This is a genomic window from Paractinoplanes globisporus DSM 43857 (assembly GCF_000379645.1).
GTDB lineage: Bacteria > Actinomycetota > Actinomycetes > Mycobacteriales > Micromonosporaceae > Actinoplanes > Actinoplanes globisporus.
This window is the reverse complement of the sequence record NZ_KB903317.1, coordinates 62,234-87,732: the sequence shown is the minus strand read 5'-3', so window position 1 is coordinate 87,732 and position 25,499 is coordinate 62,234. Positions and strand designations below refer to the sequence as shown.

19 protein-coding genes are annotated in these 25,499 nt (G+C 71.3%); 9 read left to right on the top strand and 10 right to left on the bottom strand.

Features of this window, described 5'->3' with window-relative positions; translation table 11 throughout:
* Positions 1-179: 179 nt before the first annotated feature.
* Genes A3CQ_RS0130360 through A3CQ_RS0130345 form a run of 4 tightly spaced genes read left to right on the top strand, consistent with a single transcriptional unit; the run spans position 180 to position 7,897 of the window.
* On the top strand, positions 180-599 hold the full coding sequence (locus tag A3CQ_RS0130360) for a GtrA family protein (RefSeq protein WP_157296532.1): 420 nt from the start codon (positions 180-182) through the stop codon (positions 597-599).
* On the top strand, positions 596-2,932 hold the full coding sequence (locus tag A3CQ_RS0130355; RefSeq protein ID WP_020514723.1) for a glycosyltransferase: 2,337 nt from the start codon (positions 596-598) through the stop codon (positions 2,930-2,932). The genes A3CQ_RS0130360 and A3CQ_RS0130355 overlap by 4 nt, the downstream gene beginning before the upstream one ends.
* The gene (locus A3CQ_RS54600; RefSeq protein ID WP_020514722.1) at positions 2,929-4,359 is read left to right on the top strand and encodes a glycosyltransferase; all 1,431 of its coding nucleotides are present in this window, start codon (positions 2,929-2,931) and stop codon (positions 4,357-4,359) included. The genes A3CQ_RS0130355 and A3CQ_RS54600 overlap by 4 nt, the downstream gene beginning before the upstream one ends.
* Positions 4,349-7,897 (top strand): PQQ-dependent sugar dehydrogenase, encoded by a 3,549-nt coding sequence (locus tag A3CQ_RS0130345; RefSeq protein WP_020514721.1) that lies wholly within the window; start codon positions 4,349-4,351, stop codon positions 7,895-7,897. Before A3CQ_RS54600 ends, A3CQ_RS0130345 begins: the two co-directional genes overlap by 11 nt.
* 70 nt (positions 7,898-7,967) lie before the next feature.
* On the opposite strand, the gene A3CQ_RS0130340 is transcribed toward A3CQ_RS0130345, so the two are convergent.
* The 7 genes from A3CQ_RS0130340 to A3CQ_RS0130310 all read right to left on the bottom strand — a co-directional run bounded on the left by A3CQ_RS0130340 (position 7,968) and on the right by A3CQ_RS0130310 (position 17,678).
* A complete protein-coding gene (locus tag A3CQ_RS0130340; protein WP_157296530.1) occupies positions 7,968-9,113 on the bottom strand; it encodes a DUF5925 domain-containing protein in 1,146 nt (381 codons plus the stop codon).
* A gap of 65 nt (positions 9,114-9,178) precedes the next feature.
* Complete coding sequence (locus A3CQ_RS0130335) at positions 9,179-9,622, bottom strand: nitroreductase family deazaflavin-dependent oxidoreductase (RefSeq protein WP_026206354.1); 444 nt, start codon at positions 9,620-9,622, stop codon at positions 9,179-9,181.
* Positions 9,623-9,743: 121 nt separating this feature from the next.
* The gene (locus tag A3CQ_RS0130330; RefSeq protein ID WP_020514718.1) at positions 9,744-10,511 is read right to left on the bottom strand and encodes a class I SAM-dependent methyltransferase; all 768 of its coding nucleotides are present in this window, start codon (positions 10,509-10,511) and stop codon (positions 9,744-9,746) included.
* Positions 10,512-10,521: 10 nt separating this feature from the next.
* On the bottom strand, positions 10,522-11,703 hold the full coding sequence (locus A3CQ_RS54595; protein WP_245577380.1) for a VWA domain-containing protein: 1,182 nt from the start codon (positions 11,701-11,703) through the stop codon (positions 10,522-10,524).
* Positions 11,700-13,880 (bottom strand): DUF5682 family protein, encoded by a 2,181-nt coding sequence (locus tag A3CQ_RS0130320; RefSeq protein WP_020514716.1) that lies wholly within the window; start codon positions 13,878-13,880, stop codon positions 11,700-11,702. Before A3CQ_RS0130320 ends, A3CQ_RS54595 begins: the two co-directional genes overlap by 4 nt.
* Positions 13,873-14,934, bottom strand: a complete 1,062-nt coding sequence (locus tag A3CQ_RS0130315; RefSeq protein WP_020514715.1) for an ATP-binding protein — start codon at positions 14,932-14,934, stop codon at positions 13,873-13,875. The genes A3CQ_RS0130320 and A3CQ_RS0130315 overlap by 8 nt, the downstream gene beginning before the upstream one ends.
* Positions 14,931-17,678 (bottom strand): SWIM zinc finger family protein, encoded by a 2,748-nt coding sequence (locus tag A3CQ_RS0130310; RefSeq protein ID WP_020514714.1) that lies wholly within the window; start codon positions 17,676-17,678, stop codon positions 14,931-14,933. The genes A3CQ_RS0130315 and A3CQ_RS0130310 overlap by 4 nt, the downstream gene beginning before the upstream one ends.
* Before the next feature lie 81 nt (positions 17,679-17,759).
* On the opposite strand from A3CQ_RS0130310, the gene A3CQ_RS0130305 reads away from it, so the two are divergent.
* Positions 17,760-18,389, top strand: coding sequence for a Rossmann-fold NAD(P)-binding domain-containing protein (locus A3CQ_RS0130305; RefSeq protein ID WP_020514713.1), 630 nt, complete (start codon positions 17,760-17,762; stop codon positions 18,387-18,389).
* Here the strand turns inward: A3CQ_RS0130305 and A3CQ_RS0130300 are convergent.
* Positions 18,382-19,380, bottom strand: a complete 999-nt coding sequence (locus A3CQ_RS0130300) for a glutathione S-transferase family protein (RefSeq protein WP_020514712.1) — start codon at positions 19,378-19,380, stop codon at positions 18,382-18,384. The two genes, A3CQ_RS0130305 and A3CQ_RS0130300, sit on opposite strands and share 8 nt — an antisense overlap.
* A gap of 35 nt (positions 19,381-19,415) precedes the next feature.
* Here A3CQ_RS0130300 and A3CQ_RS0130295 point away from each other — a divergent pair, with 35 nt between their 5' ends.
* Positions 19,416-20,486 (top strand): calcium:cation antiporter, encoded by a 1,071-nt coding sequence (locus tag A3CQ_RS0130295; RefSeq protein ID WP_020514711.1) that lies wholly within the window; start codon positions 19,416-19,418, stop codon positions 20,484-20,486.
* Positions 20,487-20,806: 320 nt separating this feature from the next.
* Complete coding sequence (locus A3CQ_RS57805) at positions 20,807-21,577, top strand: cellulose-binding domain-containing protein (RefSeq protein WP_020514710.1); 771 nt, start codon at positions 20,807-20,809, stop codon at positions 21,575-21,577.
* 50 nt (positions 21,578-21,627) lie between these two features.
* Here the strand turns inward: A3CQ_RS57805 and A3CQ_RS61145 are convergent, their stop codons facing one another.
* Entirely contained in the window at positions 21,628-21,771 is a 144-nt protein-coding gene (locus tag A3CQ_RS61145) for a hypothetical protein (protein ID WP_245577379.1), read from the bottom strand.
* A gap of 175 nt (positions 21,772-21,946) precedes the next feature.
* Positions 21,947-22,912, bottom strand: a complete 966-nt coding sequence (locus tag A3CQ_RS0130280) for an NADP-dependent oxidoreductase (RefSeq protein ID WP_020514708.1) — start codon at positions 22,910-22,912, stop codon at positions 21,947-21,949.
* Between the two features lie 116 nt (positions 22,913-23,028).
* On the opposite strand from A3CQ_RS0130280, the gene A3CQ_RS0130275 reads away from it, so the two are divergent.
* Together A3CQ_RS0130275 and A3CQ_RS0130270 are read left to right on the top strand one after the other, a co-directional pair.
* Entirely contained in the window at positions 23,029-23,592 is a 564-nt protein-coding gene (locus A3CQ_RS0130275) for a TetR/AcrR family transcriptional regulator (RefSeq protein WP_020514707.1), read from the top strand.
* A gap of 122 nt (positions 23,593-23,714) precedes the next feature.
* The gene (locus A3CQ_RS0130270; protein WP_026206351.1) at positions 23,715-25,352 is read left to right on the top strand and encodes a PAS domain S-box protein; all 1,638 of its coding nucleotides are present in this window, start codon (positions 23,715-23,717) and stop codon (positions 25,350-25,352) included.
* The last annotated feature ends 147 nt before the right edge of the window (positions 25,353-25,499 follow it).

Here is a 25,499-nt window from a genome sequence, read left to right as displayed (position 1 = left end):
AGACCGATTTTGTCGGTTGTCGTAATCGTCTCGACGCGCCCGCGAGCGGCGACTTTAACGGCACGTGTTTGCCGCCGAATTAAAGCCCGTAGAGCCTGGTGAATGTGATCGATGTGCCTGTTTCGATAATGGCGTCGCCTGCAGGCTGAGCAGCCATTATGCAAGATTCTGGGGGCCTGGTGGACGTCATTCGAGAGCACCGCCTGCGCATATTCCGGTTTGCGCTGGTGGGTGCGTTCTGTTTTGCGGTGCAGTACGCCATCATGATGGCGCTCGCCCAGCTCGGGGTTGATCTGTCCCTGGCGAACGCCGCCGGTTTTGTCCTCTCCGCACAGGTCAACTTCGCGCTGAGCACGGCATTCACCTGGGGCGGCAGCGGGCTGTCCTGGCTGCGCTGGGCGTCCTACAACTCGACCGCCCTGCTCGGCCTGGCCGTGAACACGGCGGTGTTCAGCCTCGTCCACCCCGTGCTCGGCGTGCCGCTGGGCACCGCCGCCGGGACCGGGGCCGGCGCCGTCTTCACGTACCTGGTCTGCAATTTCCTGATATTCCGGCAAGCGCGCCGCGTGTCCACAGTGGAAGTGGAGATCTCGGCATGACGGCGACGGCCGTTCCGGTCCGGCTGGCGGTGCGCACCTACACCGACGGCGTCGCGGTGGTGATGCCGGCGTACTTGGAACAAGAGAACCTCGCCGCCACCGTGACCGACTTCCTGGGCACTCTGGACGAGGCCGGGCTTCCGCACGCCGTGGTCGTGGTCGACGACGGCAGCTCGGACCGGACCGGCGACGTGCTCGACGGGCTCGCCGCCGCATACCCGGACCGGGTCGTCGCGGTCCACCACGAAGTCAACCAGGGATACGGCGCCGCCGTGCGCACCGGCATCGCGGCCGCGCTGGAGCGGACCGACCTGCGCTGGGTGCTGCTCACCGACTCGGACGGCCAGTTCCGCGGCGCCGATCTGGTCGACTTTCTCGACGTGCGCCGCCGGGAGCGGGCCGACGCCGTGATCGGCTACCGCGAGCACCGGGCGGATCCGTGGCGGCGCCGGCTGAACGCGCGGATCTGGACCGGCCTGTGCCGGCTCGTGCTGCGGGTGCCCAGCCGGGACGTGGACTGCGCGTTCAAGCTGATCGACCGGCGGCTGCTGGACGGCGTCCGGCTGACCGGGGAGGCGGCGGCGATCTCCCCCGAGCTGCTGGCCAAGATCACCGTACGGAACGTGCGGCTGGTCCAGCACCCGGTGAGCCATCATCCCCGCCTGCACGGGGAGCAGACCGGCGCGAAGCTGTCGGTCATCGCCCGGTCGCTGGCGAGCCTCGCCAGCGTCTACGGGCAACTGGTGTGGGCCTCGGACAAGCAGCCCTGGGTGCGGCGGCTGCTGCGCCCGAAGGACCCGGTGCTCGCCCTGGTGACCGTGGCCGCCATCCTGCTGTCGGTCGGCGGGTACCTCTATTTCCGGCACCAGGGCGCGGTGCTCGCGTACAAGGATGCGAACTCGCACCTCCTGATCGCGCGCCGCGTGCTGGAGAGCCCCACGGCCGGCGCCGCTCAGCTCGGCGGGGTGTGGTTACCCCTGCCGCACCTGCTGGCGCTGCCTCTGGTGTGGAACGACAAGCTTTACCAGACCGGGCTGGCCGGGGCGGTCGTCTCGATGGTCGCCTTCGTCGTCACCGTGCGCTACCTGTACCTGCTGGGCGCCTCGCTGGCGCGCAGCCGGTTCGCCGGGATCGCCACCGCGCTGTTGTTCGCGGTCAACGCCAACGCCCTCTACCTGCAGTCCACGGCGATGACCGAGAGCCTGCTGTTCGCCTGCATCGTGGCGACCATCCACTACCTGCACGAGTGGTGCCGCTTCGGCCGTTACAAGGATCTCATCGCCACCTCGGTCGCGATCCTGCTGGCCACGCTGACCCGGTACGAGGGCTGGGTGCTGTGCCTGGCGGCGCTGGCCGTGGTGACGTACACCGAGCTGCGCCGGCACCGCAGCTACATCCGGTTCGAGGCGTCGTTCATCTTCTTCGGGTTCATCGCCTTCGCCGGCATCGCGGGCTGGCTGGTGTGGAACACCGCCATCTTCCACAACCCGCTGTACTGGAAGTTCGGCGAGTACGCCGACTCGTCGCTCTGGGTCAAGCAGGGCGAGGCGGCCGTCGGTCACCTGGGTGTCGCCACGCGCACGTACTGGCTGGCCGCCGAGCACAACATCGGCCTGGCCACGCTGGTGCTGGGCGGGCTCGGTGTCATCGCGTACGTGGCCCGCAACCGGCTGCGGCAGGAGGCGGTCGCGGTCTATCCGCTGCTGTTCTTCGGTGTCTTCTTCGTCTACGCGCTCTACGCCGGCGAGCGTCCGCTGCACGTCAAGGAGGTCAACGGCGAGCTGTACAACGTCCGGTTCGGACTGATCATGCTGATCCCGGCGTCGATCTTCGCCGGATACCTGATCAGCCTGGTGCCGTCGGTCGTGGAGCGGCTCGGCCGGCCCGGCCTGGCCCGGCTGGCGAAGGGCGCCGCCGCGGCCGGGGTGCTGGCCACCGCGCTCGCCGTGCCCGGCGTGGTGACGCTGGACGAGGCACGCGAGTTCCGGGCCAGCCAGTGGGAGTCGGCGAACGCCGCCGCCTCGGCCTGGCTGCGCGTGCACCACGACGGCGGCCTCACGCTGATGATGTCGTACGAGAACGAGTCGGTGACCTTCGATTCGAAGATCCCGACCCAGCGGATCGTCTACGAGGGCAGCTACCAGATGTGGGAGCCCGCGCTGCGGGACCCGGCGGCGCACCACATCGAGTGGATCTACATGCGCGGGCTGCCCGGCCAGGAGGACCTGGTCTTCGACCGACTGAACGGAACTCCCCAGCTCACCCGGGCGTACGACCTGGTCTACAGCGCGGGTGACCGGATGATCTACCACCGGAAGGAGCAACCGCGGTGACCGTCACTCGTGCCGAGACCCCCGTGACGCTGAGCCCCGAGCTGAGCGCGAGCAAGCTGCTCAGCCGTGGCCAGGCGATCGGCGGAGCGGCGGTCGTCCTGGCCGTCGCGGTGCTGCTGACCCTGTCGGCCACCGTCGGGTTCGGACCGTCCCCGCTGTGGTGGGGCCAGTTCGCGGTGGCCGCGGTCACCGTGGTGTACGTCGCGGTCATCGCCTTCAAGCTGGCCATGGTGTTCCGGGCCGGGGGCGCGCCGGTGCTGCGGTTCGAGCCCGACGACCTGCGCGCGATCCCGGACACGGACCTGGCCACGTACACCATCCTGGTTCCCCTCTACCGCGAGGCCTCGGTCCTGCCGTACCTGGTGGGGCGGCTGTCCGCCCTGGACTATCCGCCGGACAAGGTGCAGATCCTGCTGCTCATCGAGGAGGACGACACCGAGACCCGCTCCGCGCTCGAGGCGATGGAGCTGGCCGCGCAGTTCGAGGTGGTGCTGATCCCGGACTCGGCGCCCAAGACCAAGCCGAAGGCCTGCAACGTGGGGCTGACCCGGGCCGTCGGCGAGTTCTGCGTCATCTACGACGCCGAGGACCGGCCCGAGCCCGACCAGTTGCGCAAGGCGGCGCTCGCCTTCCGGCTGCTGCCCGAACGGGTGGTCTGCGTCCAGGCCGAGCTGCACTACTGGAACCCGTGGACGAACTGGCTCACCCGCTGCTTCGCCGCCGAGTACGCCACCAACTTCAGCCTCTCCCTGCGCGGGCTGGACCGGCACCGGCTGGCCATCCCGCTGGGCGGCACCTCCAACCACTTCCGCGTGGACGCGCTGCGGGAGCTGGGCGGCTGGGATCCGTACAACGTCACCGAGGACGCCGATCTCGGCATCCGGATCGCCCGTCGGGGCTGGGACGTGCGGATGATGGTCTCGGTGACCGAGGAGGAGGCCAACAGCCGCCTCGGCAACTGGGTCCGCCAGCGCAGCCGATGGATCAAGGGGTACATCCAGACCTGGCTCGTCCACTCCCGGCATCCGCTGCGGGTCTGGCGGGAACTGGGCACCAAGCGCGCCGTGGCGATGCACCTGACGCTGGGGTTCTCCACGTTCACCACGCTGGTCAACCCGTTCTTCTGGGCGCTGTTCGTCAGCTACCTGATCACCGGGCCGCGGTACCTGGAGCCGTTCTTCCCCCGCCTGAGCCTGTACGCCGGCCTGGCCACGATGATCCTGGGCAACGTCCTGATGTGCTACTGCCTGATGAACGGCTGCATGGAGCGGGGCCTGCACCGCGCGGTCCGGGCGATGCTGACCGTCCCGCTCTACTGGGGACTGATGAGCGTGGCCGCGTACAAGGCGGTCTTCCAGCTCCTGCGGCCGAGCAAGCGGCACTTCTGGGAGCTGACCGAGCACGGTCTGGTCTCCCATGAGAGCTAAGGCGGTCCTCGCCGCGCTGCTGCTGGCGCTGTCCGTCGCGGTCGCGCCGCGGGCCGCGTACGCGGGACCACCGTCCGACTTCGACAAGACCCTGCTCGCCGACGGGCTGGACGCGCCGACCGCGTTCCGGTTCGCGCCGGACGGGCGCGTCTTCATCGCCGAGAAGAACGGCGCGGTGCGGCTGATCAAGAACGGCGTGCTCCAGGCCGCCCCGATGATCACGCTGTCGACCGCGAACGCCGACGAGCGCGGGCTGCTCGGCCTCGAGCTCGACCCGGACTTCGCGACCAACCATCACGTCTACCTGGCGTACACCCATGCGGAGAACTTGGACCGGCTCAGCCGCTTCACCGTCACCGGCGACACCATCGACCCCGCCTCCGAGCTCGTGCTGCTCAAGTCGAACCAGCAGGCCAACGTCTTCCACCACGGCGGCGAGGTGCGGTTCGGGCCGGACGGCAAGCTGTACTGGTCGCTGGGCATCAACGTCTACCACCCGAACGCCCCCAACCTGGGCACGATCCACGGCAAGGTCCTGCGGATCAACCCCGACGGCACCATCCCGCCGGACAACCCGTTCGTCGGCGTCCCGGGGGCGGAGCCGGCGATCTGGGCGTACGGGCTGCGCAACACGTTCCGCTTCGACATGATCCCCAACGGGCCGAACGCCGGTAAGCCGCTCGGCGGTGACGTGGGCGGCTCGCAGTTCGAGGAGCTCAACCTCATCGAGAAGGGAGCCAACTACGGCTGGCCGTACGCGGAGGGGGTCTGCTCCGGCTGCGGCTTCGCGCAACCGGTCTACACCTACCCGCACACCGCGCCGCCGGCCAGCGCCGGCTCGATCACCTCGGTGGCCGTCTACACGGGGAACACGTTCCCGGGCGAGTACACCAACGCGGTCTTCATCGCCGACTACACGCTCGGTTTCATCAAGTACCTGACGATGGACGAGACCTACACCAGCGTCGTGGCCGTGCACGACTTCGACCTGGACGCCGGGACACCCGTGCAGTTGTCGGTCGGCCCGGACGGCAACCTCTACCAGCTCGACATCTATCCCGGCGCCTTCTACCGGATCGCGCCCTCGGGCGGCAACCGCGCGCCGGTCGCCAGGGCCGCCGCCTCGCCGGACAACGGACTCGGCCCGCTCGACGTCACGTTCTCCTCGGCCGGATCGGCCGATCCCGACGGCACCGCGTTGTCCTACGCCTGGAGCTTCGGCGACGGCGCCACTTCAACCCAACCCAACCCCACGCACACGTACGCCGGCAACGGCGCTTACCGTCCGACGCTGACCGTGAGCGACGGCGACAAGACCAGCACGGCGACCGTCGAGGTTCAGGTCGGCAACCGAAGACCGACCGCGACCATTACCGCACCGGTCACCGAGTCGCACTACGACGCGGGCGACACGATCAGCTACGCCGGAACGGCCACCGACCCGGACGAGGGTGCGCTGCCCGCCGGGGCGTACTCCTGGTCGGTGGTCTTCCATCACGCCGATCATGTGCATCCGTTCCTGGGCCCGATCACCGGGGTCACCGGCGGCACGTTCACGATCCCGCGGATCTCCGACAACGTCGCCACCACCTGGTACGAGATCAGGCTCACCGTGACCGACAATGGCGGCCTGACGCACACCTCCTCCGTCGCGATCAAGCCGAACCTGGTGCGGCTCACCTTCAAGGCCAACATCGAGGGCCTGCAGTACGCGGTGGACGGCATCCCGGCCACCGCGACCACCACGGAGAGCGCGGTCGTCGGCGTGCAGCGGACGCTCAGCGCGGCCTCACCGCAATTCCTGGGCGGCCGACAGTACCTCTACCACGGCTGGTCGGACGGCCAGGCGCAGACGCACACCATCACCACGCCCGCGACCGACGCCACGTACACGGTGAACTTCGACCAGATCAACCCGCCGCCGGCGCCGTGGTCCAGCGACGACATCGGCATCCGGACCATCGCCGGGCTTTCCTCGTACGACGACGGCGTGTACACGGTCAAGGGCGGCGGCAACGACATCTGGGACGCCACCGACGAGTTCCGGTACGTGCACCAGCCGCTCATCGGCGACGGCGAGATCGTGGCCCGGGTGACCGCGCAGAGCGACACGTACGAATGGGCGAAGGCCGGGATCATGATCAAGGAGTCGGCCACGGCCGGCGCCCCGTACGCGCTGATCGGGGTGACGCCCGGGCACGGGATGCACTTCCAGGCCAAGTTCGGCGAGGATGGCGGCGAGTTCCCGTACGCGTTCCCGGACGCCTGGATGAAGCTGACCCGGGTGGGCGACACCGTCACCGCGTACCGGTCGGCCGACGGCGCCACCTGGTCGGCGATCGGGTCGACGACGCTGGCGATGTCCAGCACCGCCACGATCGGGCTGTTCGCCACCTCGCACGACAACAACGTGCTGTCCACGGCGGTCTTCGACAATGTCAGCGTCGTCGGCGACGTGGACCCGGCGCTGCCGGCGCCCTGGGTCCACCAGGACGTGGGCGGGCCGACGGTGGCCGGCAACGCCACGGAGATCGCCGGCACCTTCGCGGTGACCGGTGCGGGCGGCGACATCTGGGGCGGCGCGGACCAGTTCCACTTCGTCCACCAGCCGCTCACCGGCGACGGCACGGTCGTCGCCCAGGTCGCGTCCCAGTCGGGCGCCGAGGAATGGGCCAAGGCCGGCATCATGCTCAAGGCGTCGGCCACGGCCGGTTCCCCGTACGCGGCGATGATGGTCACCCCCGGGCACGGCACGAGGCTGCAGGCCAACTTCGCCACCGACCTGGCCGGCGGAGCGGGCACCGCACCGCGCTGGCTCAAGCTGACCCGCGCCGGCGACGTCGTCACCGGGTACGAGTCGGCCGACGGCGCCGGCTGGACCCTGGTCGGCACGGTCGGCCTCGGCGCCCTGCCCGCGACCGTCGAGGTGGGGCTGTTCGTCACCTCGCACGACGCCGGCACGGCGGCCACGGCCACGTTCGACCATGTCAGCGTGGGCGCCGCGGCGCCGGGCCTGCCCACCGGCTGGAACCAGGCCGACGTCGGGGCGCCGGCCCTGCTCGGCTCGGCGTCGGTCAGCGGCAGCACCTGGACCGTGGCCGGCGGCGGCAACGACATCTGGAACGACACCGACCAGTTCCACTACGCCTACCGGGAGCTGGCCGGCGACGGCACCATCGTGGCCCGCCCGCTGACCCAGGGCGGGACCAGCGACTGGGCCAAGTCCGGCATCATGATCAAACAGGCGGCGTCGCCGCTGACGCCGTACGTGGCGCTGTTCCTCAGCCCGGGGCACGGCATCCACCTGCAGACCGGATTCAACACCGACCTCGACGGCGGAGCGGGCAGCGTGCGCACCTGGCTGAAACTGACCAGGGTGGGCGACGCGGTCACCGCCTACCGCTCGGCCGACGGCGTGAACTGGACGACCATCGGCACGGCCACGCTGGCCGGCGCGGCGACGATCGGCCTGTTCGTCACCGCGCACAGCGGTGGCGCGCTGAACACCAGCACCTTCGACCAGGTGACCGTGTCGTGACCCGGATCTTTCGTGAACCGGATCTTTCGTGAACCGGATCTTTCGTGACCCGGATCTTTCGTGAACCGGATCAGAGGTACATGCCCGTGGCGGGAGCGGTCGTCGGGACCGTCACGGGCTGCGCGCCGGTCTTCTGGGCGTACAGCTCGGCCAGAGTGGCGCCGTCGGGGCCGACGCCGCGCGCCGTGCCCAGCCACGCGGTCGCCTCGGCGTACGGGAGCCGGCCGACCTCGATGCTGGCCAGGCAGCGCCCGGGCCGGATCACGGCGGGGTGCAGCGTGGCGAGGTCCTCGTTGGTCGTGATCGCGATGAGTGCGTTCCGCCCCTGCCCCAGCAGGCCGTCGGTCAGGTTGAGCAGCCGCGACAGAGACTGGCCGGCGCTCGCCTTGGCCTCCCCGCTGATCAGCTCGTCGCAGTCCTCGAGCATGAGCAGCCGCCACCGCGGCTCCTCCTCGTCGCCGCTGCCCAGGGCCACACTCATCAGATAGGCCGGGTCGCTGAAGAGCCGTTCCGGGTCGAGCACGCAATCCACCTGGCACCACGAGCGCCACTGCTGCGCCAGCGCCCGCAGGGCCGTGGTCTTCCCGGTGCCGGGTTCGCCGTGCAGCAGCAGGAGCCGGCCGTTGACCACGGTCCCGTCCAGCTCCATCAGGCGCTCGAGGGTCTGCGCGACCGGACGCGCGTAGTTCTCGCGGATCTTTTCCCAGGGGGCCGCGTCGATCTCTCGCTGCACCCGTCGCGGTCCGTGCGGACCAAAATGCCAGAAGCCGATGGGTACGGAGTCGTCAGCCGGCGCCGGTTCCTCGACGGCGTTGGCCGTGGCCGTCTCGAGGATCTGCTCGGCGAGCTCGGCCGTCACTGCGGTCACCGTGACCCGCGCGCGGCGGCTCTGCTTCCAGCGGGTGACGTGCAGCGTCCAGCCCTCACCGACGGCCAGGCGGCCCTGGCCGTCGTCCTCGACCGCGTCGCGGACCAGGCGGGCGCCGTCGGTGGTGAGCGGCGCGTCGGCGCGTACGTTCTCCAGGTATTTGCTTCGCCCGAAGGGCTCCCGCCCGGTGACGAACGCGTCGAGCGCGAGGAGGTCGACCACGTCCACCAGCCGGTCGGCGTCGTCGACGGACCCGGACAGCGGCAGCGCGGCAGAGACCGGCGAGCTGACCGCCGTTTCCGCGGCGCGCCCGGCATGCCGGTCGACGGACTGGTGGGGTGTACGCATGATGCCATGATCGACCATCGATGCCCCTGGGGCAGCCGATTTTCCCGAGGTTGGCCCGATCGGTCTTACTGGTCGCCGCTCCGCGTAAGCACAAAGACCGGGATCAGCCGGCTGGTCTTCCGCTGGTAGTTCGCGTAGTCGGGGTACGCCTCGACGGCGCGCTTCCACCACAGGTCGCGCTCCTCGCCGGCCGTCTCGCGGGCGAGGTAGTCGTGCTTCTCGGGCCCGTCCTGCAGTTCGACGCGGGGCTCCTTGCGGACGTTGTACACCCAGACCGGGTGGTTGGGGGCGCCGCCCAGCGAGCCCACCACCGCATACTGGCCGTCGTGCTCGACCCGCATGAGCGCCGTCTTGCGCAGCTTGCCGGTCTTGGCCCCGACGGACGTCAGCACGATCACCGGCATCCCGCGTATGAGGGTGCCTTCCGCGCCCCCGGTCGACTCGATCTTCTCGGCCTGCCTGCGCGCCCACCCGGTCGTGCTGGGCGCATATTCACCGCTCAATGGCATGGCCCCAGCCTATTGCTTGCGTGTGCATGGACCGCCGTGTCGCTGGTCATGCCTCAGCGGGCCGCCTGCGCTTCCGGGCGGCCTGCGCTTCCGGGCGGCCCGTGCCTCGGCCTCGGCCGGCTCAGTCGAGGCGGAGGCCGGCCACCGCAGCGTCCGTGCCGCCGCGCCACACCACGCCCGCCTCCGCGAAGCCGGCCGCCCGCAGCGCGTCGACGTGCCAGACCGCGGGCGGCGTCCACTCCTGGTTGTGTTCCGCCGAGGGGTAGATGCGTTCCCGCTCGACCACCTTCGGCCCCAGGAACGGGTCGGCCGCCGCCCGCTGCCACCAGTCGCCCCACGAGGTGGACGCGCCCGTCGCGTACCGGGCGTCGCGCAGTTCCCGGGCCCGATCCCGCAGCCGCTCGGAGAGCGTGGGCAGCGACTCCTCGGGCATGTGGTCGGCGTTCACGAAGACGCCGCCCGGCCGCAGCACCTCGCGGATCTCGCCGTAGAGCGCGGCGACCCGCTCGGCCGGCAGCCAGTGCAGCGCGGTGGCCGTGAGCACCGCGTCGAAGCCGTCGCCGGGCAGTTTCGCCCGCCACGACGGGTCGCCCAGGTCGGCGTCGACGATCGTGGCCCGCCCGGCCAGGGTCGCGCCGGCGATCGCTAGCAGTACCGGGTCCTGGTCGAGGACCGTGACCTCGGCCGCCGGGAACCGGGCCAGCGTGCGCAGCGCGATCGTGCCGGTGCCGCCGGCCAGGTCGAGCAGCCGCGGCGGCCGGCCGCCGGTGACGGCGTCGACCGCGGTGAGCATGGCCGCGAAGCGCTCCTCGCGGTCGGGCATGAACGTCTGCTGTTGCCGGTCCCAGCTCTCCTGCCAGGTCGAGGGGCTCTCCAGGTAAGCAGTCATACCTCCTACGCTAGTTACCTTTCGGCGCGGTCTCAAGGCGCTCGGCGAACGCCCGGAGGTCGCGCCGCTCGATCGCGGCGGCCATCAGGTCGGGGAACGCGTCGGGCGTGCAGGCGAAGGCGGGCACCCCGAGCGCGGCCAGCGCCGCCGCGTTCTCGTGGTCGTAGGCGGGCGCTCCCTCGTCGGAGAGCGCGAGCAGCACCACCACCTGCACCCCGGCCGCGGTCATCTCGGCGACCCGGCGCAGCATCTGTTCCCGCACCCCGCCCTCGTACAGGTCGCTGATCAGCACGAAGATGCTGTCCCGGGGCCGGGTGATCAGCTGCTGGCTGTAGGCGATCGCCCGGTTGATGTCGGTGCCCCCGCCCAGCTGCGTGCCGAACAGCACCTCCACCGGATCGCTGAGCTGGTCGGTCAGGTCGACCACGGCCGTGTCGAAGACGACCAGCGACGTGCGCAGCGACCGCATCGAGGCGAGGACCGCCGCGAACACTCCCGAGAACACCACCGACGCCGCCATCGAGCCGGACTGGTCGACGCAGAGCACGACGTCCCGCTGGACGGCCGTGGAGCGCCGGCCGTAACCGATCAGCCGCTCGGGGATCACCGTCCGCAGGTCGGCCTGGTAGTGCTTGAGGTTGGCCCGGATCGTCCGGTTCCAGTCGATGTCGGCGTGCCTCGGCCGGTTGATCCGCGAGGCCCGATTGAGCGCGCCGCTGACCGCCGCCCGCGTCTTCTGCGCGATCCGCTTCTCGAGCTGGTCGACCACCGTCCGCACGACCGTCCGCGCGGCCTCCTTGGTCTGGGCCGGCATGACCCGGTTGAGCGAGAGCAGGGTCCCGACCAGGTGGACGTCGGGCTCCACCGCCGCGAGCATCTCGGGCTCGAGCAACAGGCGGGTCAGGTCGAGCCGCTCGATCGCGTCGGACTGCATGACCTGCACGACCGTGCTCGGGAAGTACTCCCGGATGTCGCCGAGCCAGCGCGCCACCTTGGGCGCCGAGCCGCCGAGACCGGCCGAGCGCTTGGTGCCCGTGCTCTCGCCTTCGCCGGCCGACCCGGAGTCGTAGAGCGCGGCCATCGCGGCGTCCATCTGCCCGTCGCGGCCCTCGGCCTTGCCCAGCGCCTCGTCGGCCGGGCCGCCGAGCACCATGCGCCAGCGCCGCGATCGTTCGTTCGAAACCTCGCTCACAGTTCCCTCCCCAGCAGGGCGCTCAGCGTCGGCAGGACGAGGTCGGCGCGGGAACCGTCGAACCCGAGCCCGCCCGTCTCCGGCCCGGCGGCCCGGCCGCCGGCGATCTTCTCGCCGATGGCCCGCCGCTCCCCGGCCTCGAAGGCGCCGAACGTCCGGCGCAGCAGCGGCAGGATCTCGTCGAACGAGCCGGCCGGAATGTCGGCCAGCCACCCGTCGAGCAGGTCGAGCAGCGCGTCGTCGTGCACCAGCAGCAGCCCGCCGCCGGCCAGGAACCCCTCCACCCAGGCGGCGCCGTGAGCCGGCGGTGTGCCCACCGTCAGCGGCAGCCGCATCCGTCGGCGTGCCTCGCCCGCGTCGAGCCGTCCCGCGTCGAGCAGCAGCCGGGTGAGCCGCCCGGCGAGCAGCCCGTGCAGATCGTCGCGCCCGGCCAGCGAGACCAGCGTCGCGAGCCAGCGCTCCCGCAGGTCGTCGCCGGCCTCGTCGGCGAGCAGGCCGACCGCCGCGTGCACCCCGTCGATGCGGTCGCGCAGCACCTTGGCCGCCTCGTCGGAGATCGATCCCACCGCCGACGGCAGGCCCGCGCACACCCTGAACAGCAGGCTCGCGGTCACCGCGGCGAGCCCGGCCATGTCGGTCTTGCGCACGTCGCCGTAGCGCAGCGTCCGCGCCAGCGCCGGGATCGCCGCCATGAGGTGCCCGACGTCGGCGTCCAGCGCGGCCCGTACGTCCAGCGCGGCCAGCACCGGCCCGTACGCGTCGGTGAGATCGGCGAGCAGGCACGTCTCCACCAGGCCGGTCACGTCGGCGAGGGTCTCCGCGTCGTCGGCCGCCCGGGTGAGTTTCGCCGTCGCCGCCGCTGCCACCGTGGTGCCGAGCATGCTCCCCTCGACCAGCCGCACCGCGAACTCGGGCTGCCAGCGCAGTTTCCACTCCTCGCGGAACGTCCCCGCGCCCCGCCCGGACGCCACCGGCTCGCCCCACGGCACGTCGATCGTGCGCAGCCGATGCAGCAGCCGGCTGCGCTTGAGATCGGTCTCCTTCCGCAGGTCGAGGTCGAGCGCCCGTTCCAGGGCCTCGGGCTTGAGCCGCACCGCCCGCTGCTGGGCCGCCAGGTCCTTCGCGAGCGGCAGGGCCGGCATCTCGTCGGGCACCCCGCCCAGCCGCTCGCCGACCACGAGCCTTTTGTTGATCAGCTCGACCCGCAGCGGCTCGGCGTCGCACATCACGGCCTCGGCCGCCTCGGTCACCTCGGCCAGCCCTGCGAGCGGCCGCCCGCGCAGGGTGGCGAGCGTCTCGGCCAGCCGGGTCGCCTCGATGATGTGCGCCGACGAGGTCGGTACCCCCTCGGCCCGCAGCACTCCCGCCGCGTCGACCAGCCATCGCGGCACCACCTCGTCGGCCGAGGTGAACAGGTGGTGGTACCACCCCGGCGAGCGCACCCCGGCGCCGTAGCCGGACCACGACGCGAGCCGCCCGTACGTCCACGGCACCCAGGTGAACGCGACCTTGGCCTTCTTCCGGCCCTTGAGCAGCTCGGCGTCGTCCTTCTGGGTCACCTTGCGGGTCAGAGCCGGCACGTGCCAGGCCCCGCAGACGACGGCGATCTCGTCGTGCGTCTTGCGCACCTCGCGCAGCACCGTCCGCATGTACGCCTCGCGAACCAGGTCGTCGGGATCCTCCGGCGAGTCCTCCCGGATCGCGGTCATCGCCTCGCCGATCGCCTCGAACGCCGGCATCCCGCGGTGCTCGACGACGTCCTCCCACCAGCGCTCGGGGTCGTCGTACCCGGCCGCGGCGGCGAGCTCGCCGATGGGGTCGACCGGCCGCCGGGGTTCGTCCGGGATATCCGAGTGGTCCCCCGACAGGCGGTAGGCGAACGGCAGGTCGAAGAACCGCACGGGAACCCCCGCCGACACCGCCCATTTGAGCGCCTGCCACTCGGGGGAGAAGACGGCAAAGGGCCAGAAGGCAGCTTGCCGTGGATCGTCGGGCGCGTACCCGAGGAGCGCGACGGGCGGTTCCAGGGAGGACGAGGCAACCCACCGCACGAGATCGTCCGCCTCCGGCGGCCCCTCGATCAGCAGGACGGTCGGCTGCTGGCGCGACAGTTCCTCCACCACCGCCCGGGCCGACCCCGGGCCGTGATGGCGAATCCCGTAGAGCCGCTCAGGCATCGCGGGCGGCCCGATAGAAGTCGATCCAGTCGGGACGCTCGCGCACGACCGTCTCGAGGTATTCCCGCCAGACGACACCGTCGGAGACCGGGTCTTTCACCACGGCGCCGACGATGCCGGCGGCCACGTCACTGGCATGCAGCGTGCCGTCGCCGAAGTGCGCGGCCAGCGCCATCCCGTTGGTGATCACCGAGATCGCCTCGGCCGTGGAGAGCGTGCCGGTCGGTGATTTCAGCTTGGTGCGCCCGTCCTCGGTGAGCCCGCCGCGCAGCTCGCGGAAGACCGTCACCACCCGCCGGATCTCCTCGATCGCGGTCGGCACCGCCGGGAGCTCGAGCGAGGACCCGAGCTGCGCCACCCGACGCGCCACGATCTCGACCTCTTCGTCGGCCGAGGCCGGCACCGGCAGGACGACCGTGTTGAACCGGCGCCGCAGCGCGCTGGACAGTTCGTTGACCCCGCGGTCGCGGTCGTTGGCCGTGGCGATCAGGTTGAACCCGCGCTGGGCCTGCACCTCGGTGTTCAGCTCGGGCACCGGCAGCGTCTTTTCCGAGAGGATGGTGATCAGCGCGTCCTGCACGTCGGACGGCACCCGGGTGAGCTCCTCGAGGCGCGCGATCGTGCCGGTCCGCATCGCCCGCATGATCGGGCTCTCCACCAGCGCCGCCTCGGACGGGCCCTCGGCGAGCAGGCGGGCGTAGTTCCACCCGTACCGGATCGCTTCCTCGGCGGTGCCGGCGGTGCCCTGCACCAGCAGCGTCGAGTCGCCGGAGATCGCGGCCGCGAGATGCTCCGACACCCACGTCTTCGCCGTTCCCGGCACGCCGAGCAGCAGCAGCGCCCGGTCGGTGGCGAGCGTCGCGACCGCGACCTCCACCAGCCGGCGCGGTCCCACGTATTTCGGGGTGACCTTCGCGCCGTCGCCGAGCAGGTAGGTCACCACGGCCTGCGGCGAGAGCCGCCAGCCCGGCGGCCGCGGTCGGTCGTCGTCGCGGGCGAGCTGGGCCAGCTCCTCGGAGTACTGGTTCTCGGCGTGCGGGCGCAGAGCGGTCACTCGAACTCCTGAAACATCTCGTGGCGGAAGGTGAGCGTGCGGGCTAGGTCGGCGACCGGCCGCACCCGCGACTGGTCGGACGGCTCCTGATCGAGCTGGAGGGCGAGGCGGCCGACGAGGTCGGCCCACGCCGGCGGCATGGCCAGCGCCGCCGCCCGGCACAGCTCGCCGAGCTGCCAGGTGTGCCGGTCGGTGCGGGCCCGGTGGGCGATGGTCTCGAGCACGGCGGCCGACAGCTCGTCGGGCCACCGGCCGGGGTGCAGGGAGAGCAGCCGGTGGGCCATGCCGTCCTCGCGGCGCAGCGCGTCGGCCGCGAGCCGGCCCAGCTCGTCGGGCGGGAGGATGAGATGCAGGTCCCACCGGACCGACTCGCGCAGCGCGCCGGCCGCCTGGTCGATCAGCGCGGTGGCCCAGGCCGCGCTCTCCTGGGCGATGGCGGCCTTGGCCCAGCCGTGCAGCAGCGCCGGCTCCCAGTCGGTGCCGCGGGCGAGCCGCAGCATGGTGGCCGGGTCGGACCAGGTGCCGAGCGGCGCGCCGGCCAGCGTCTCCTCCAGCAGCCAGGCGCTCACGCCGAGCCCGCGGGCCGGGGTGGCGGCGATGCCGTCGCGACGCATGTCGAGGTCCAGGTCTTCGGGCGGGGTGACGACAAGCCGGCCGCGGGGGTCGAGGCGCACCGCCGCGGTGGCGCGCGAGGCCATCCGCCGGCCCAGAGCAGAGCCGGGCAGGCCGCGCAGCAGGTCCAGCGCGGCCTCGCGCACCTCCTTGCGACGGTCGTCGAGCGCTTCCTCGAGGAAGGCGTCGTCGGCGAGACTCAGCCCGGTGGCGAGCGCCGTCACGAAGCGGGCGCGGTCGTCGGACGACTCCTGCGGGAAGGTGGCGGCCAGCAGCTCACGGCCGCGCGCGGGATCGGAGCGGCGTAGCTCGGTGAGGTAACCCAGGCGCTCGCCGATCGTGCCCGTCTCCCACACCTGCGACGACGCCGGGACGGAGACCGTCTCGTCGCGCAGCCAGCGCCAGTCGCCGCGCATGCCGGCCAGCCAGGCGCCGCGCCGGCCGGCGACCTGGGCCAGGGCCGGGCGGATCAGCGAGTTACGCCGGCCGGCCTCGAGCAGCGCGGGCAGCGCGACCGGCGGGACGTGCCCGCCCTTGGCCGCGGCCGCCTCGAGCCACTGGGACAGCAGCTCGTGCGCGGTCTGGGCGCCGCCGGGCACCCCCTCGCCGAGGATGCGGATCAGCCGGGCGCCGGCGGCCGACGGCAGTGGGGGAGTCGTCTCGGCCGGCGCGGCCGGCACGGGGGCGTGCCCGGAGCCCGGGGTCACCCCGGCCCGGCGCCGGGCGAGCGCGACCGCCGCCGACTCCAGCAGCGAGCCGCCGGGCCACGGGCGGCGGTTGGTGCCGACCAGGGCCGCGGCGAGCAGGTCGGGTGGCAGCTCGGGGTGGCGCGGGGCGCCGGGGTCGGGCACCGGCGGCCCGGCCGGGACGAAGCCGCCCTCCACCCAGCCGGCGAGCGGCCGCAGGCCGGCGGGCGACCACTCGGCGGCCACCGTCGCGGGCGTGGCGCCGGCCGCGGCGAGCAGCCACCACGGCTCGCGATGCCCCGGCGCCAGCGGCAGGGCGGCGCCGGCCTCGTCGACCAGCCAGCCCTCCTCGCTCGGGGTGACCCCGGCCAGCAGCACGGGCGCGTCGAACCGCCACGGCTCGGCGGCGATCGTCGTGGCCCAGCCGTCGAGCGCCTCGCCGAGGGGACGCGCGCCGTCGGGCGAGGCGAACGGCTCGGCGGCGCTGGCCCGCTCGGCGACCAGGGCGCGCAGCGGCGCGGTGCCGGGATAGAACGTGAGGGCGCCGCGGAACTCGGTGCCGGGCACGAGCTCGGAGACCAGCGGCTGGCCGGGCGCGGCGAACGCGAGCACCAGCGCGAACCGGCCCGTGGCCGCGCCGCGCAGCCAGGTGCGGCGGGTGGTCAGCGCGCCGTCGTCGGTGTCGACCTGGCCGAGCACCTGCCAGCGGTCGGTGACCCGCGGACCGGCCAGCACCTCCTCGGTGCCGACCGGGAAACCGATGCGGGAGCGCACGGTGGCGGCGAGGCCGGCGGGCAGGTCGTCGAGACGCTCGTAGCCCGCGACCAGCAGGCGCAGCATCGCGAGCTCACCGAGCAGGCGGTCGGCCCAGTGCGGGCCGATGCCGACCACCCCGCCGAGCCGGCGCACCGCCCCGGCCGCGGCCGGAGCCTGCGCGTCGACCAGCCGGGCGGCCATCGTGTCGAACGGGCGCGGGCCGCCGCGCTGGGCGCCGGCCAGGCCCTGTCGCACCTGGTCGTCGAGCCACCGGTTCAGCTCGGCCATGCCGCCGGCCACCCGCTCGGCCCGCTGCTCGACGCGTTTCGCCGCGGCCACCGGATCGGGCGTCGTCGAGGGGGAGCGTTTCCGGGTCGCCGCGGCGGACCGGGCCGCCTGCCATTCCCGTACGAAATCGGGGGTTGAATTTGAATTCGACGACACATCGGACTCGGACCAGCGCATCAGCAGGCCCAGGGCGTGCTTGCAGGGGATCTTGCGGCTCGGGCAGGAGCAGCGGAACGCCGGCCCGGCCAGGTCGACACAGACCTGGTAGCTGCGGCACAGTCCCCAGAGGATGTCGTCGAGCCGGCCGGACTCCGAGAACGACAGGGCGCGCGCGGCTCGCACCGACGCGGGGTCGGGCGCCAGGGCCTCGACCTGGGAAATGGACCATCGCTCAACGGGCACGGGCAAACCCTAGACGCGCGGTACGACAATTTCCGGTCGCGGGGACCGATGATGATCACGAGCGAACAAGGGGGAGACGGGATGAAGGTGGTCATCTTCGGCGCGACCGGGATGGTCGGCCAGGGCATGCTGCGCGAGAGCCTGCTGGCATCCGACGTCGAGGAGGTGCTGGCGATCATCAGGACACCGACCGGCGTACGCCATCCGAAGCTGCGCGAGGAACATCTCGACGACTTCACCGACCTCTCGCCGGTCGACCTGTCGGGTTACGACGCCTGCTTCTACTGCCTCGGCGTCAGCTCGGTGGGCCTGGACGAGGCAACCTACACCAAGATTTCGTACGACTACCCGATGGCCGCGGCGAGGGCGGTGGACCACGAAGCCTGCTTCATCTATGTCTCCGGCGCCGGCACCAGCGAGCACAGCCGTCAGATGTGGGCCCGGGTCAAGGCCAGGACCGAGCGCGAGGTCATCGAGCTCCTGCCGCACGGGTACGCCGCCCGCCCCGGCATCATCCAGCCCACCCACGGCGTACGGTCGAAAACGCGCTTCGTCAATGCGATCTACACGGTCCTGGGCCCGGTCTTCCCCTTGATCGACAAGGCGGCGCCCAAGTACTTCACGACCTCCGACCGGCTGAGCCGCGCGATGCTGCAGGTGGCCCGGGTCGGCCACCCGCGGCACATCCTGGAGAACGCCGACCTCAGATGACCCCGTGCCCGGCCGGCACCGGCTCGCGTGGCGGCGGCGGGGGAGTACCGTCGCCGAACGGCCGCCCGCCCAGGCTCTCCCGTCCGTGTGGGTCGAGCCAGTTCCGCAGGTCGGGCCCGGCCGGCACGATCTGCGTCGGGTTGATGTCCTTGTGCACCACGTAGTAGTGCTTCTTGATGTCGACGAAGTCGATCGTGTCGCCGAAACCGGGCGTCTGGAACAGATCACGCGCGTACGCCCAGAGCACCGGCATCTCGGAGAGCTTGCTGCGATTGCACTTGAAGTGGCCGTGGTACACGGCATCGAACCGCGCCAGCGTGGTGAACAGCCGCACGTCCGCCTCGGTGATCGTGTCCCCGACCAGGTACCGATGCGACGTCAGGTGGTCCGAGAGCTTGTCGAGACGAGCGAACAATCGCTCGTACGCCTGCTCGTACGCCTCCTGGCTGCCGGCGAACCCGGCCCGGTAGACGCCGTTGTTCACGTCCGCGAAGACGAACCGGTTGACCTTGTCGATCTGCTCCCGGAGCTCGGCCGGGTAGAGCGCCGGCGCACCGGCCCGGTGGTATTTCGCCCACTCCAGCGACAGGTCGATGGTGATCTGCGCGAAGTCGTTGGTCACCACCTGCCCGGTCGGGATGTCCACGATCGCCGGCACCGTGATGCCCTTGTCGTAGTCCGGGAACCGGGCGAGGAACGCTTCCTGCAGCCGCTCGTAGCCGAGCACGGGGTCGCGCCCGCCCGGGTCGAGATCGAAGGTCCAGCTGCGCTTGTCGTGCGTCGGCCCCGCGATGCCCATCGACAACACGTCCTCGAGACCGAGCAACCGCCGTACGATTATGGCCCGATTTGCCCAAGGGCAGGCACGGGCCACGATCAGTCGGTAGCGCCCCGGCTCGACGGGATAACCGTCGCGGCCGTCCTCGGTGATGCGCGTGGAAATGTAACGCTGGTCCCGGTTGTACTCACCTGATGGGTTCACGTAAGCCATGCCTCCATCCTGCTCCTGCCGACTAAGGTTGCTCGATGAGAGCCACGATCGCACCCGTCCTCGCCGTCGCCGCCCTGATCCTGACGTGGGGCCGCGACCTGCCGCCGCCCCTGATCGTGCTGGTCGCCCTGCTGCTCGCCGCCGCGGTCCTGTCCGCCGTCCACCACGCCGAGGTCGTCGCCCACAAGGTGGGTGAGCCGTTCGGCTCCCTGGTCCTCGCGGTGGCGGTCACCATCATCGAGGTCGCCCTCATCGTCACCCTGATGATCAGCGGCGGCGCGAAGACCCAGTCCCTGGCCCGCGACACCGTCTTCGCCGCCGTGATGATCACCTGCAACGGCCTGCTCGGCCTCTCCCTGCTGGTCGGCGCCGCCCGCCGCCGCATCGCCGTCTTCAACCCCGAGGGTTCCGGCGGCGCGTTCGCGACCGTCATCACGATTGCCACGCTCAGCCTGGTGCTGCCGAACTTCACCACCAGCCGCCCCGGCCCGCAGTTCTCACCCGCACAGCTGGCCTTCGCGGCCGTCACCTCGCTCGCGCTCTATGCCCTGTTCGTGACCGTCCAGACCCGGCGCCACCGCGACTACTTCCTGCCGATCACCACGGCCGGCGAGGTCATCGACAGCGAGGAGCACGTCGACCCACCCACTGAACGGGCCGCCCTGACCAGCCTGGGCCTGCTGCTTCTGGCCCTGGTCGGCGTGGTCGGCCTGGCGAAGGGCGTCTCGCCCGCGATCGAGAAGGCCGTCGGCGACCTCGGCATGCCGCAGGCCGTCGTCGGCGTCGTGATCGCCCTGCTGGTGCTGCTGCCCGAGACAATCGCGGCGGTACGAGCGGCCGCCCGCGACCGGGTTCAGACCAGCCTCAACCTCGCGATCGGCTCGGCCATGGCCAGCATCGGCTTGACCATCCCGGCGATCGCCATCGCGATGATCTGGCTGCCCGGCCCGCTGCTGCTCGGCCTCGGCGGCACCCAGATGGTCCTGCTCGCGCTGACCGTCGTCGTCGGCACGCTGACGATCGTCCCCGGCCGCGCCAACGTCCTGCAGGGCGGCATCCATCTGAGCCTGCTGGCGGTCTTCCTGTTCCTGGCCGCGAGCCCGTAGCCCAAGACGGACTCCCCGGCGGCGGACGCCGTGCTGACCGCCCCCGACCTGACTTGGCGGCGACGCCCCCGGTCGCCGCTTGCCGCGAGGGTCACTGTTGAGGCTGTCGACTTGATGCTCGCGGCCGGACCTCTCACGTGAGGCAAAGGCAGGCCGTCGGCGTCCACCGCTCTCGACGACGCAGACCGTGGAGGCGTCTTGACCGGAACGCTGAATGCAGCGACGCTTGTCTATCGGATGCCGTGGTGAGGCCGACGAACGACAGTTCACGGGGTGCGGGGCGGCGGTGGCCTTTCGGCCCACGCGAACAGGGAGAGCCCATGTACAGATTGGTCCGGATCGTCGCGCTGTTCGCCTTGATCGGCGGCGGCGCTGCCGTGGTGATGTCCAGCCCGGCCCAGGCGGCCTGCTCGGGGACGGGCACCGCCGAGATCCTCTCGCTGACGTTCGACCCACCCGCCATCGCGGCCGGCGACACCGTCCAGGCCACCGTGACCGCGCAGAACTGCACCACCACCGCTCAGACCGCCACGGTCCAGTGGTACGGCCGGTTCGTCGGGCCGGGCGATGGGATTCCCGCCGGCTGCATCGCCACGGATCCGCTCATCGTGCCGCTGGCCCTGCCGGCGGGCGGGACGAACAGCGCCGCGCTGACCTTCCGCACGTTCGCCTCGTGCGCCGCCACCGGTCTGCAGGTGAACGTCCAGCTGAGGGCAGACTCAGGGGCCGTTGCCGACACCCGCACGGCGACCGTGCCGATCGCAGCGACCACCACGCCGCCGGGATGCAAGGTCGTCTACACGCGAGTGTCCGAATGGCCGGGCGGCTTCGTCGCCGACGTCACGGTCACCAACACCGGGACCGCGCCCATCAGCGGATGGTCCATCGGTTTCACCTTCCCGGGCGACCAGACCGTCACCTCCGCCTGGAACGCCGCGATCACTCAGTCCGGCTCGACGGTGACCGCCGCCAACCTCGGGTACAACCGGGTCCTGAATCCCGCTGCGGCCACGTCGTTCGGGCTGCTGGGCACCTGGCACACCAGCGATGCTCCGCCCACCAGCTTCACACTGAACGGTCGCCGTTGCTGATCCCGGCCGACCGTGACGCCGCGCGCTCGCCGAGCACGTCGATGCGGTCGTCACCCAGCCAGACCTCGCCGGAGTCGGCGTCCCTCCTCGGTGCCGACGAGCTGCAGCGCGAGTTGCACGCAGGTCTGCCGCAACACGCTCATGAGCCCGCCGACGACCCGGCCGAAACAGGGGTCGGCGAAGAACCGGCTCATGAACGGATCGTCGTTGCCGGCGCGGGCGACCACCGGCTCACGCGAGAGGCGCGTTACGGCCTCGAGTGGCACGTGGTCGCGGCGAGCGGCATGGACTGGGTTGTTTGGTGGGGAGATGTCGCCTCGTACGGGCAAAAGGAGAGAGGGGTGACGGCGAGCGCGAGAGAATCCCGGGCTAAAGGTCGATGACGACCTTTCCGTGTACGTGCCGGCCGGCTTGAAGCTCGACCGCGGCGCGGATCTGGTCGACCGGGAAGCTCGCCGCGATGGGCACCCGAAGCCGGCCCGCCGCGACCAGGCGAGCGATCTCCTCGATGGCGCCCGGGGCGGCGTTGGCGCCGTTTGCCGGTGTGATTCCGTCGACCTGTGCGGCGATGGTGGTGATGCGCTCGTCCGGGACGCCGAGGTGTCGTGCCGCCTGCGCCGTCTCCGTCCCGTACAGGTCGATGGCCGCGGTGACGCCGGCGGGAGCCATGGCACGGAGCCGGTCGACCAGGCCGTGGCCGTAGGCGACCGGCTCGGCCCCGAGGGCACGCAGGGCGTCGGCCGACGTTTCCGATCCTGTCCCGATCACGCGCGCGCCCGCGAGGCGAGCGAGCTGCACGGCGAACACGCCGACTCCGCCTCCCGCACCGCCGATAAGCAGCGTGTCGCCCGGGCCGGGTTTGACAACGGCGAGCGCGGCGGCGGCTGTGCACCCGGCTATGGCCAGGGTGGCGGCTGTGCGGTCGTCGACGCCGTCGGGGGTGTGGTGCGCGTCGCCGCCTGCCGCGATTTTCCCGGCCACGTCTATCACGACGTGGTCGGCGACAGCGCGGGAGACTGCGCCGCCGAACACCCGGTCGCCGGCCGCGAACTCGGTCACGCCGTCACCGACCTGGTCCACGATCCCGGCATAGTCGGTTCCGAACCCGGACGGCAGGCTCAAGCCGAATCGGGTGGCGGTCTCCGGGTCGGAGGTCATGAACCAGTCCATCGGGTTCAGTCCGGCCGCGGTGACTCGCACGCGGATCTGCCCCGAGCCGGCCCGTGGTGCGGGTACCTCGCGGAGTTTCAGAACCTCGGGGCCGCCGAAGGACTCGAGCCGGACCGCTCGGCTCGTGGTCGCCGACGTGTTGGCGCTCGATGGTTGCATGCTCATTTGGCTCCTCGGCTCCTTGGCTTCTCGGCGGCGACGAGAAACGGACTATGCTCCGTTTGCAAGAGCACCGTAGCATAATCGGAGCGTGATCCGTTTTGGCCGAGTCAGAAGCCCGCGTGCTGCGAGCGGATGCGACTCGCAACCGCAACCAACTCCTCGAAGTCGCGACCCGCGTGTTCGCCTCCGCCGACACCGAACCGTCGATGCGCACGATCGCCCGCGAAGCCGGCGTCGGCATCGCCACGCTCTACCGGCACTTCCCCACCCGAGAGTCCCTCGTCGACGCGGTCTACCGCGATCAGGTCGCGCGGCTGACCGACGGCGCCCGCGAGCTGCTCGCCCAGCTCCCTCCGCCCGCGGCGCTGCGACGCTGGATGGAGCTGTTCGGAAACTGGATCGCCACCAAGAACGGCATGCTCGACACGCTGCTCGCGATGATCGAGTCCGGCGAGATCGCCCATGCCCAGACCCGGACCGAACTGCTGGCCGCCATCGACGAAATCCTCAACGCCGGCCGCGCGACGGGCGAACTACGCGCCGACGTCACCGCCGAAGACATTGCCGCCGGCCTCATCGGCATCTTCACCGTGGCCCCCACGCCCGAACACGACGCCCGGGCCGGCCGCCTGCTGAACCTCCTGATGGACGGCCTCCGACACCCTGAACCACCCCGGCCGTGACCGGCTTCTGGGCTCCTCCGGCGGCGAGAGCCGCTCTCCGTATTGTGTGCCAATGGCGGAAGTGATAGCTCTACGTATATAGCGACATGGACACACAGCGAGGCCGCTGGTACTAGTTAGGCGTGCTGAGGGCCATCGAATGGGCTGTGCTGGGAATTGGCAGCGCGGCCGCCATCGTCTACGGGGTCCGTCGTCACCGACCTGCCCGGATCGGACCCTGGCTGCTGCTCGCCGGTGCCATCGTGGCGAGCGCCGCCGGCGATGTGCTGACCGCGTTGAACCAGCCTGGTGCAGCCGACATCTGCTTCTACGCCATGTTCGTGTTGGTCGCCTGTTGTCTGCTGCAGCTGACCCGCGTCGGTGCGATTCTCGTCGATCGGGCGCGGCTCATCGATCTGCTCGCACTCGCGTGCTCGACGCTGCTGGTGGTCTGGGTGTTCGTCATCGGCGATGCGGGCCAGATCGGAAACGTCTCCGGGGCGTACGTCATCGGAGCCCTGCTGCTTCTCGCGGTTGTCGTCCGCCTGCTGGTCGCCGTGGGCCGGAACCTCTCGGCCACGCTGCTGGTCATCGGTGCGGTGGGTGTGCTGGTCAGTGACATCGTGCAGCCACTGTGGCCGGGCCGGCTGAGCGAGTCCGGGTTCGTGGTGCTCTACCTGGCCTGGGGCGCCGCCGCGCTGCACCCGTCGATGGTGAGGCTCACCGAGCCCGCGACGCCGCGTCCGAGCCCGTGGCGCGGGCGTTGGGCGGCGTTGCTGGGCATCTCGGTCGCCACCCCGCTGGTCGTTCTGCTGTTCGAGGCGGTCCACGGCACGGTCGGCGATGGCGTCGTGATTGCCGTGGCCGGTGCCATCACGCTCCTGCTGACCATCACGCGGCTGGCCGACTCGGTGACCCTGAACGGCCAGGCCCTGACGCGTGAGCGCGGCTTGCGCCAGGCGAGCGCCGCGCTGGTCGCCGCCTCCGACACAGAGGCCGTGGACAAGGCCGTGCGAGCCGCGATCGCCGAGCTCATGCCGCCGGACGCCATCCGCAGCACCGACTTCGCCGTCGACGACCGCCAGCTCGCGCTCGAAGCGGTGCCCGGCCTCGGTGCTGACCCACCGCCCCGCAGCTGGTGGATCGAGGACGCGGACCACGACTACGCCACGCTGGTCTGTCCGCTCTGGCTGGAGCCGCTCGCCTTCGCACGGCCCGGCGGCGGCGCCCTGATCCTGGTGGGTCGCCGGGACACCCTCACCGCCACTCGCGACAGCCTCGAGGTGCTGGCCGGTCAGGCGGCACTCGCGCTGGATCGCATCTCCCTGGTGGAGGCGGTCGGCCGCCGCGACAGTGACCTCTATCTGCGCGCAGTGATCCGGAACAGCGCGGACATCATGGTGGTGATCGACGAGGACCAGCGCATCCGATACGCCAGCCCTTCGCTGCGCGAGCTGCTCGGCGTCGACGACCTTCCGCCGCTGGCCACACTCGACGATCTGGTGCATCCGGACGATCGCAACCAGCTGCGCCAGGCCTTCCGCGGCTCTGGCGACGGTGTGGTGTTCTGCTCGCTGTTGCGAGCGGACAAAAGCCAGGTGCTGGTCGAAGCCACGTACCGCGACCTGCGCGAGGACCGCCTGGTGCAAGGCTTTGTAGTGACCATGCGGGATTTCACCCAGGGCCATGAGCCGAACGAGCAGCTGCGCCATGGCGACAACCTGGACGAGTTACCGGCTCGGGTGAACCGGCGCAGCTCTCGACACAAGTTCCTCTACTAGCGCCGACCATCATCCGGAACCCGGCGAGTCGCCGGATACCTGATGAAGGGGCTGCGGCTGGGCTGAGGCAGGCCTGGGCCGCACCGCCGAGCGAGCAGCTGGACTGATGGTCGCGGTGAGTGATCCGAGGCCACCGCGTGCAATAGC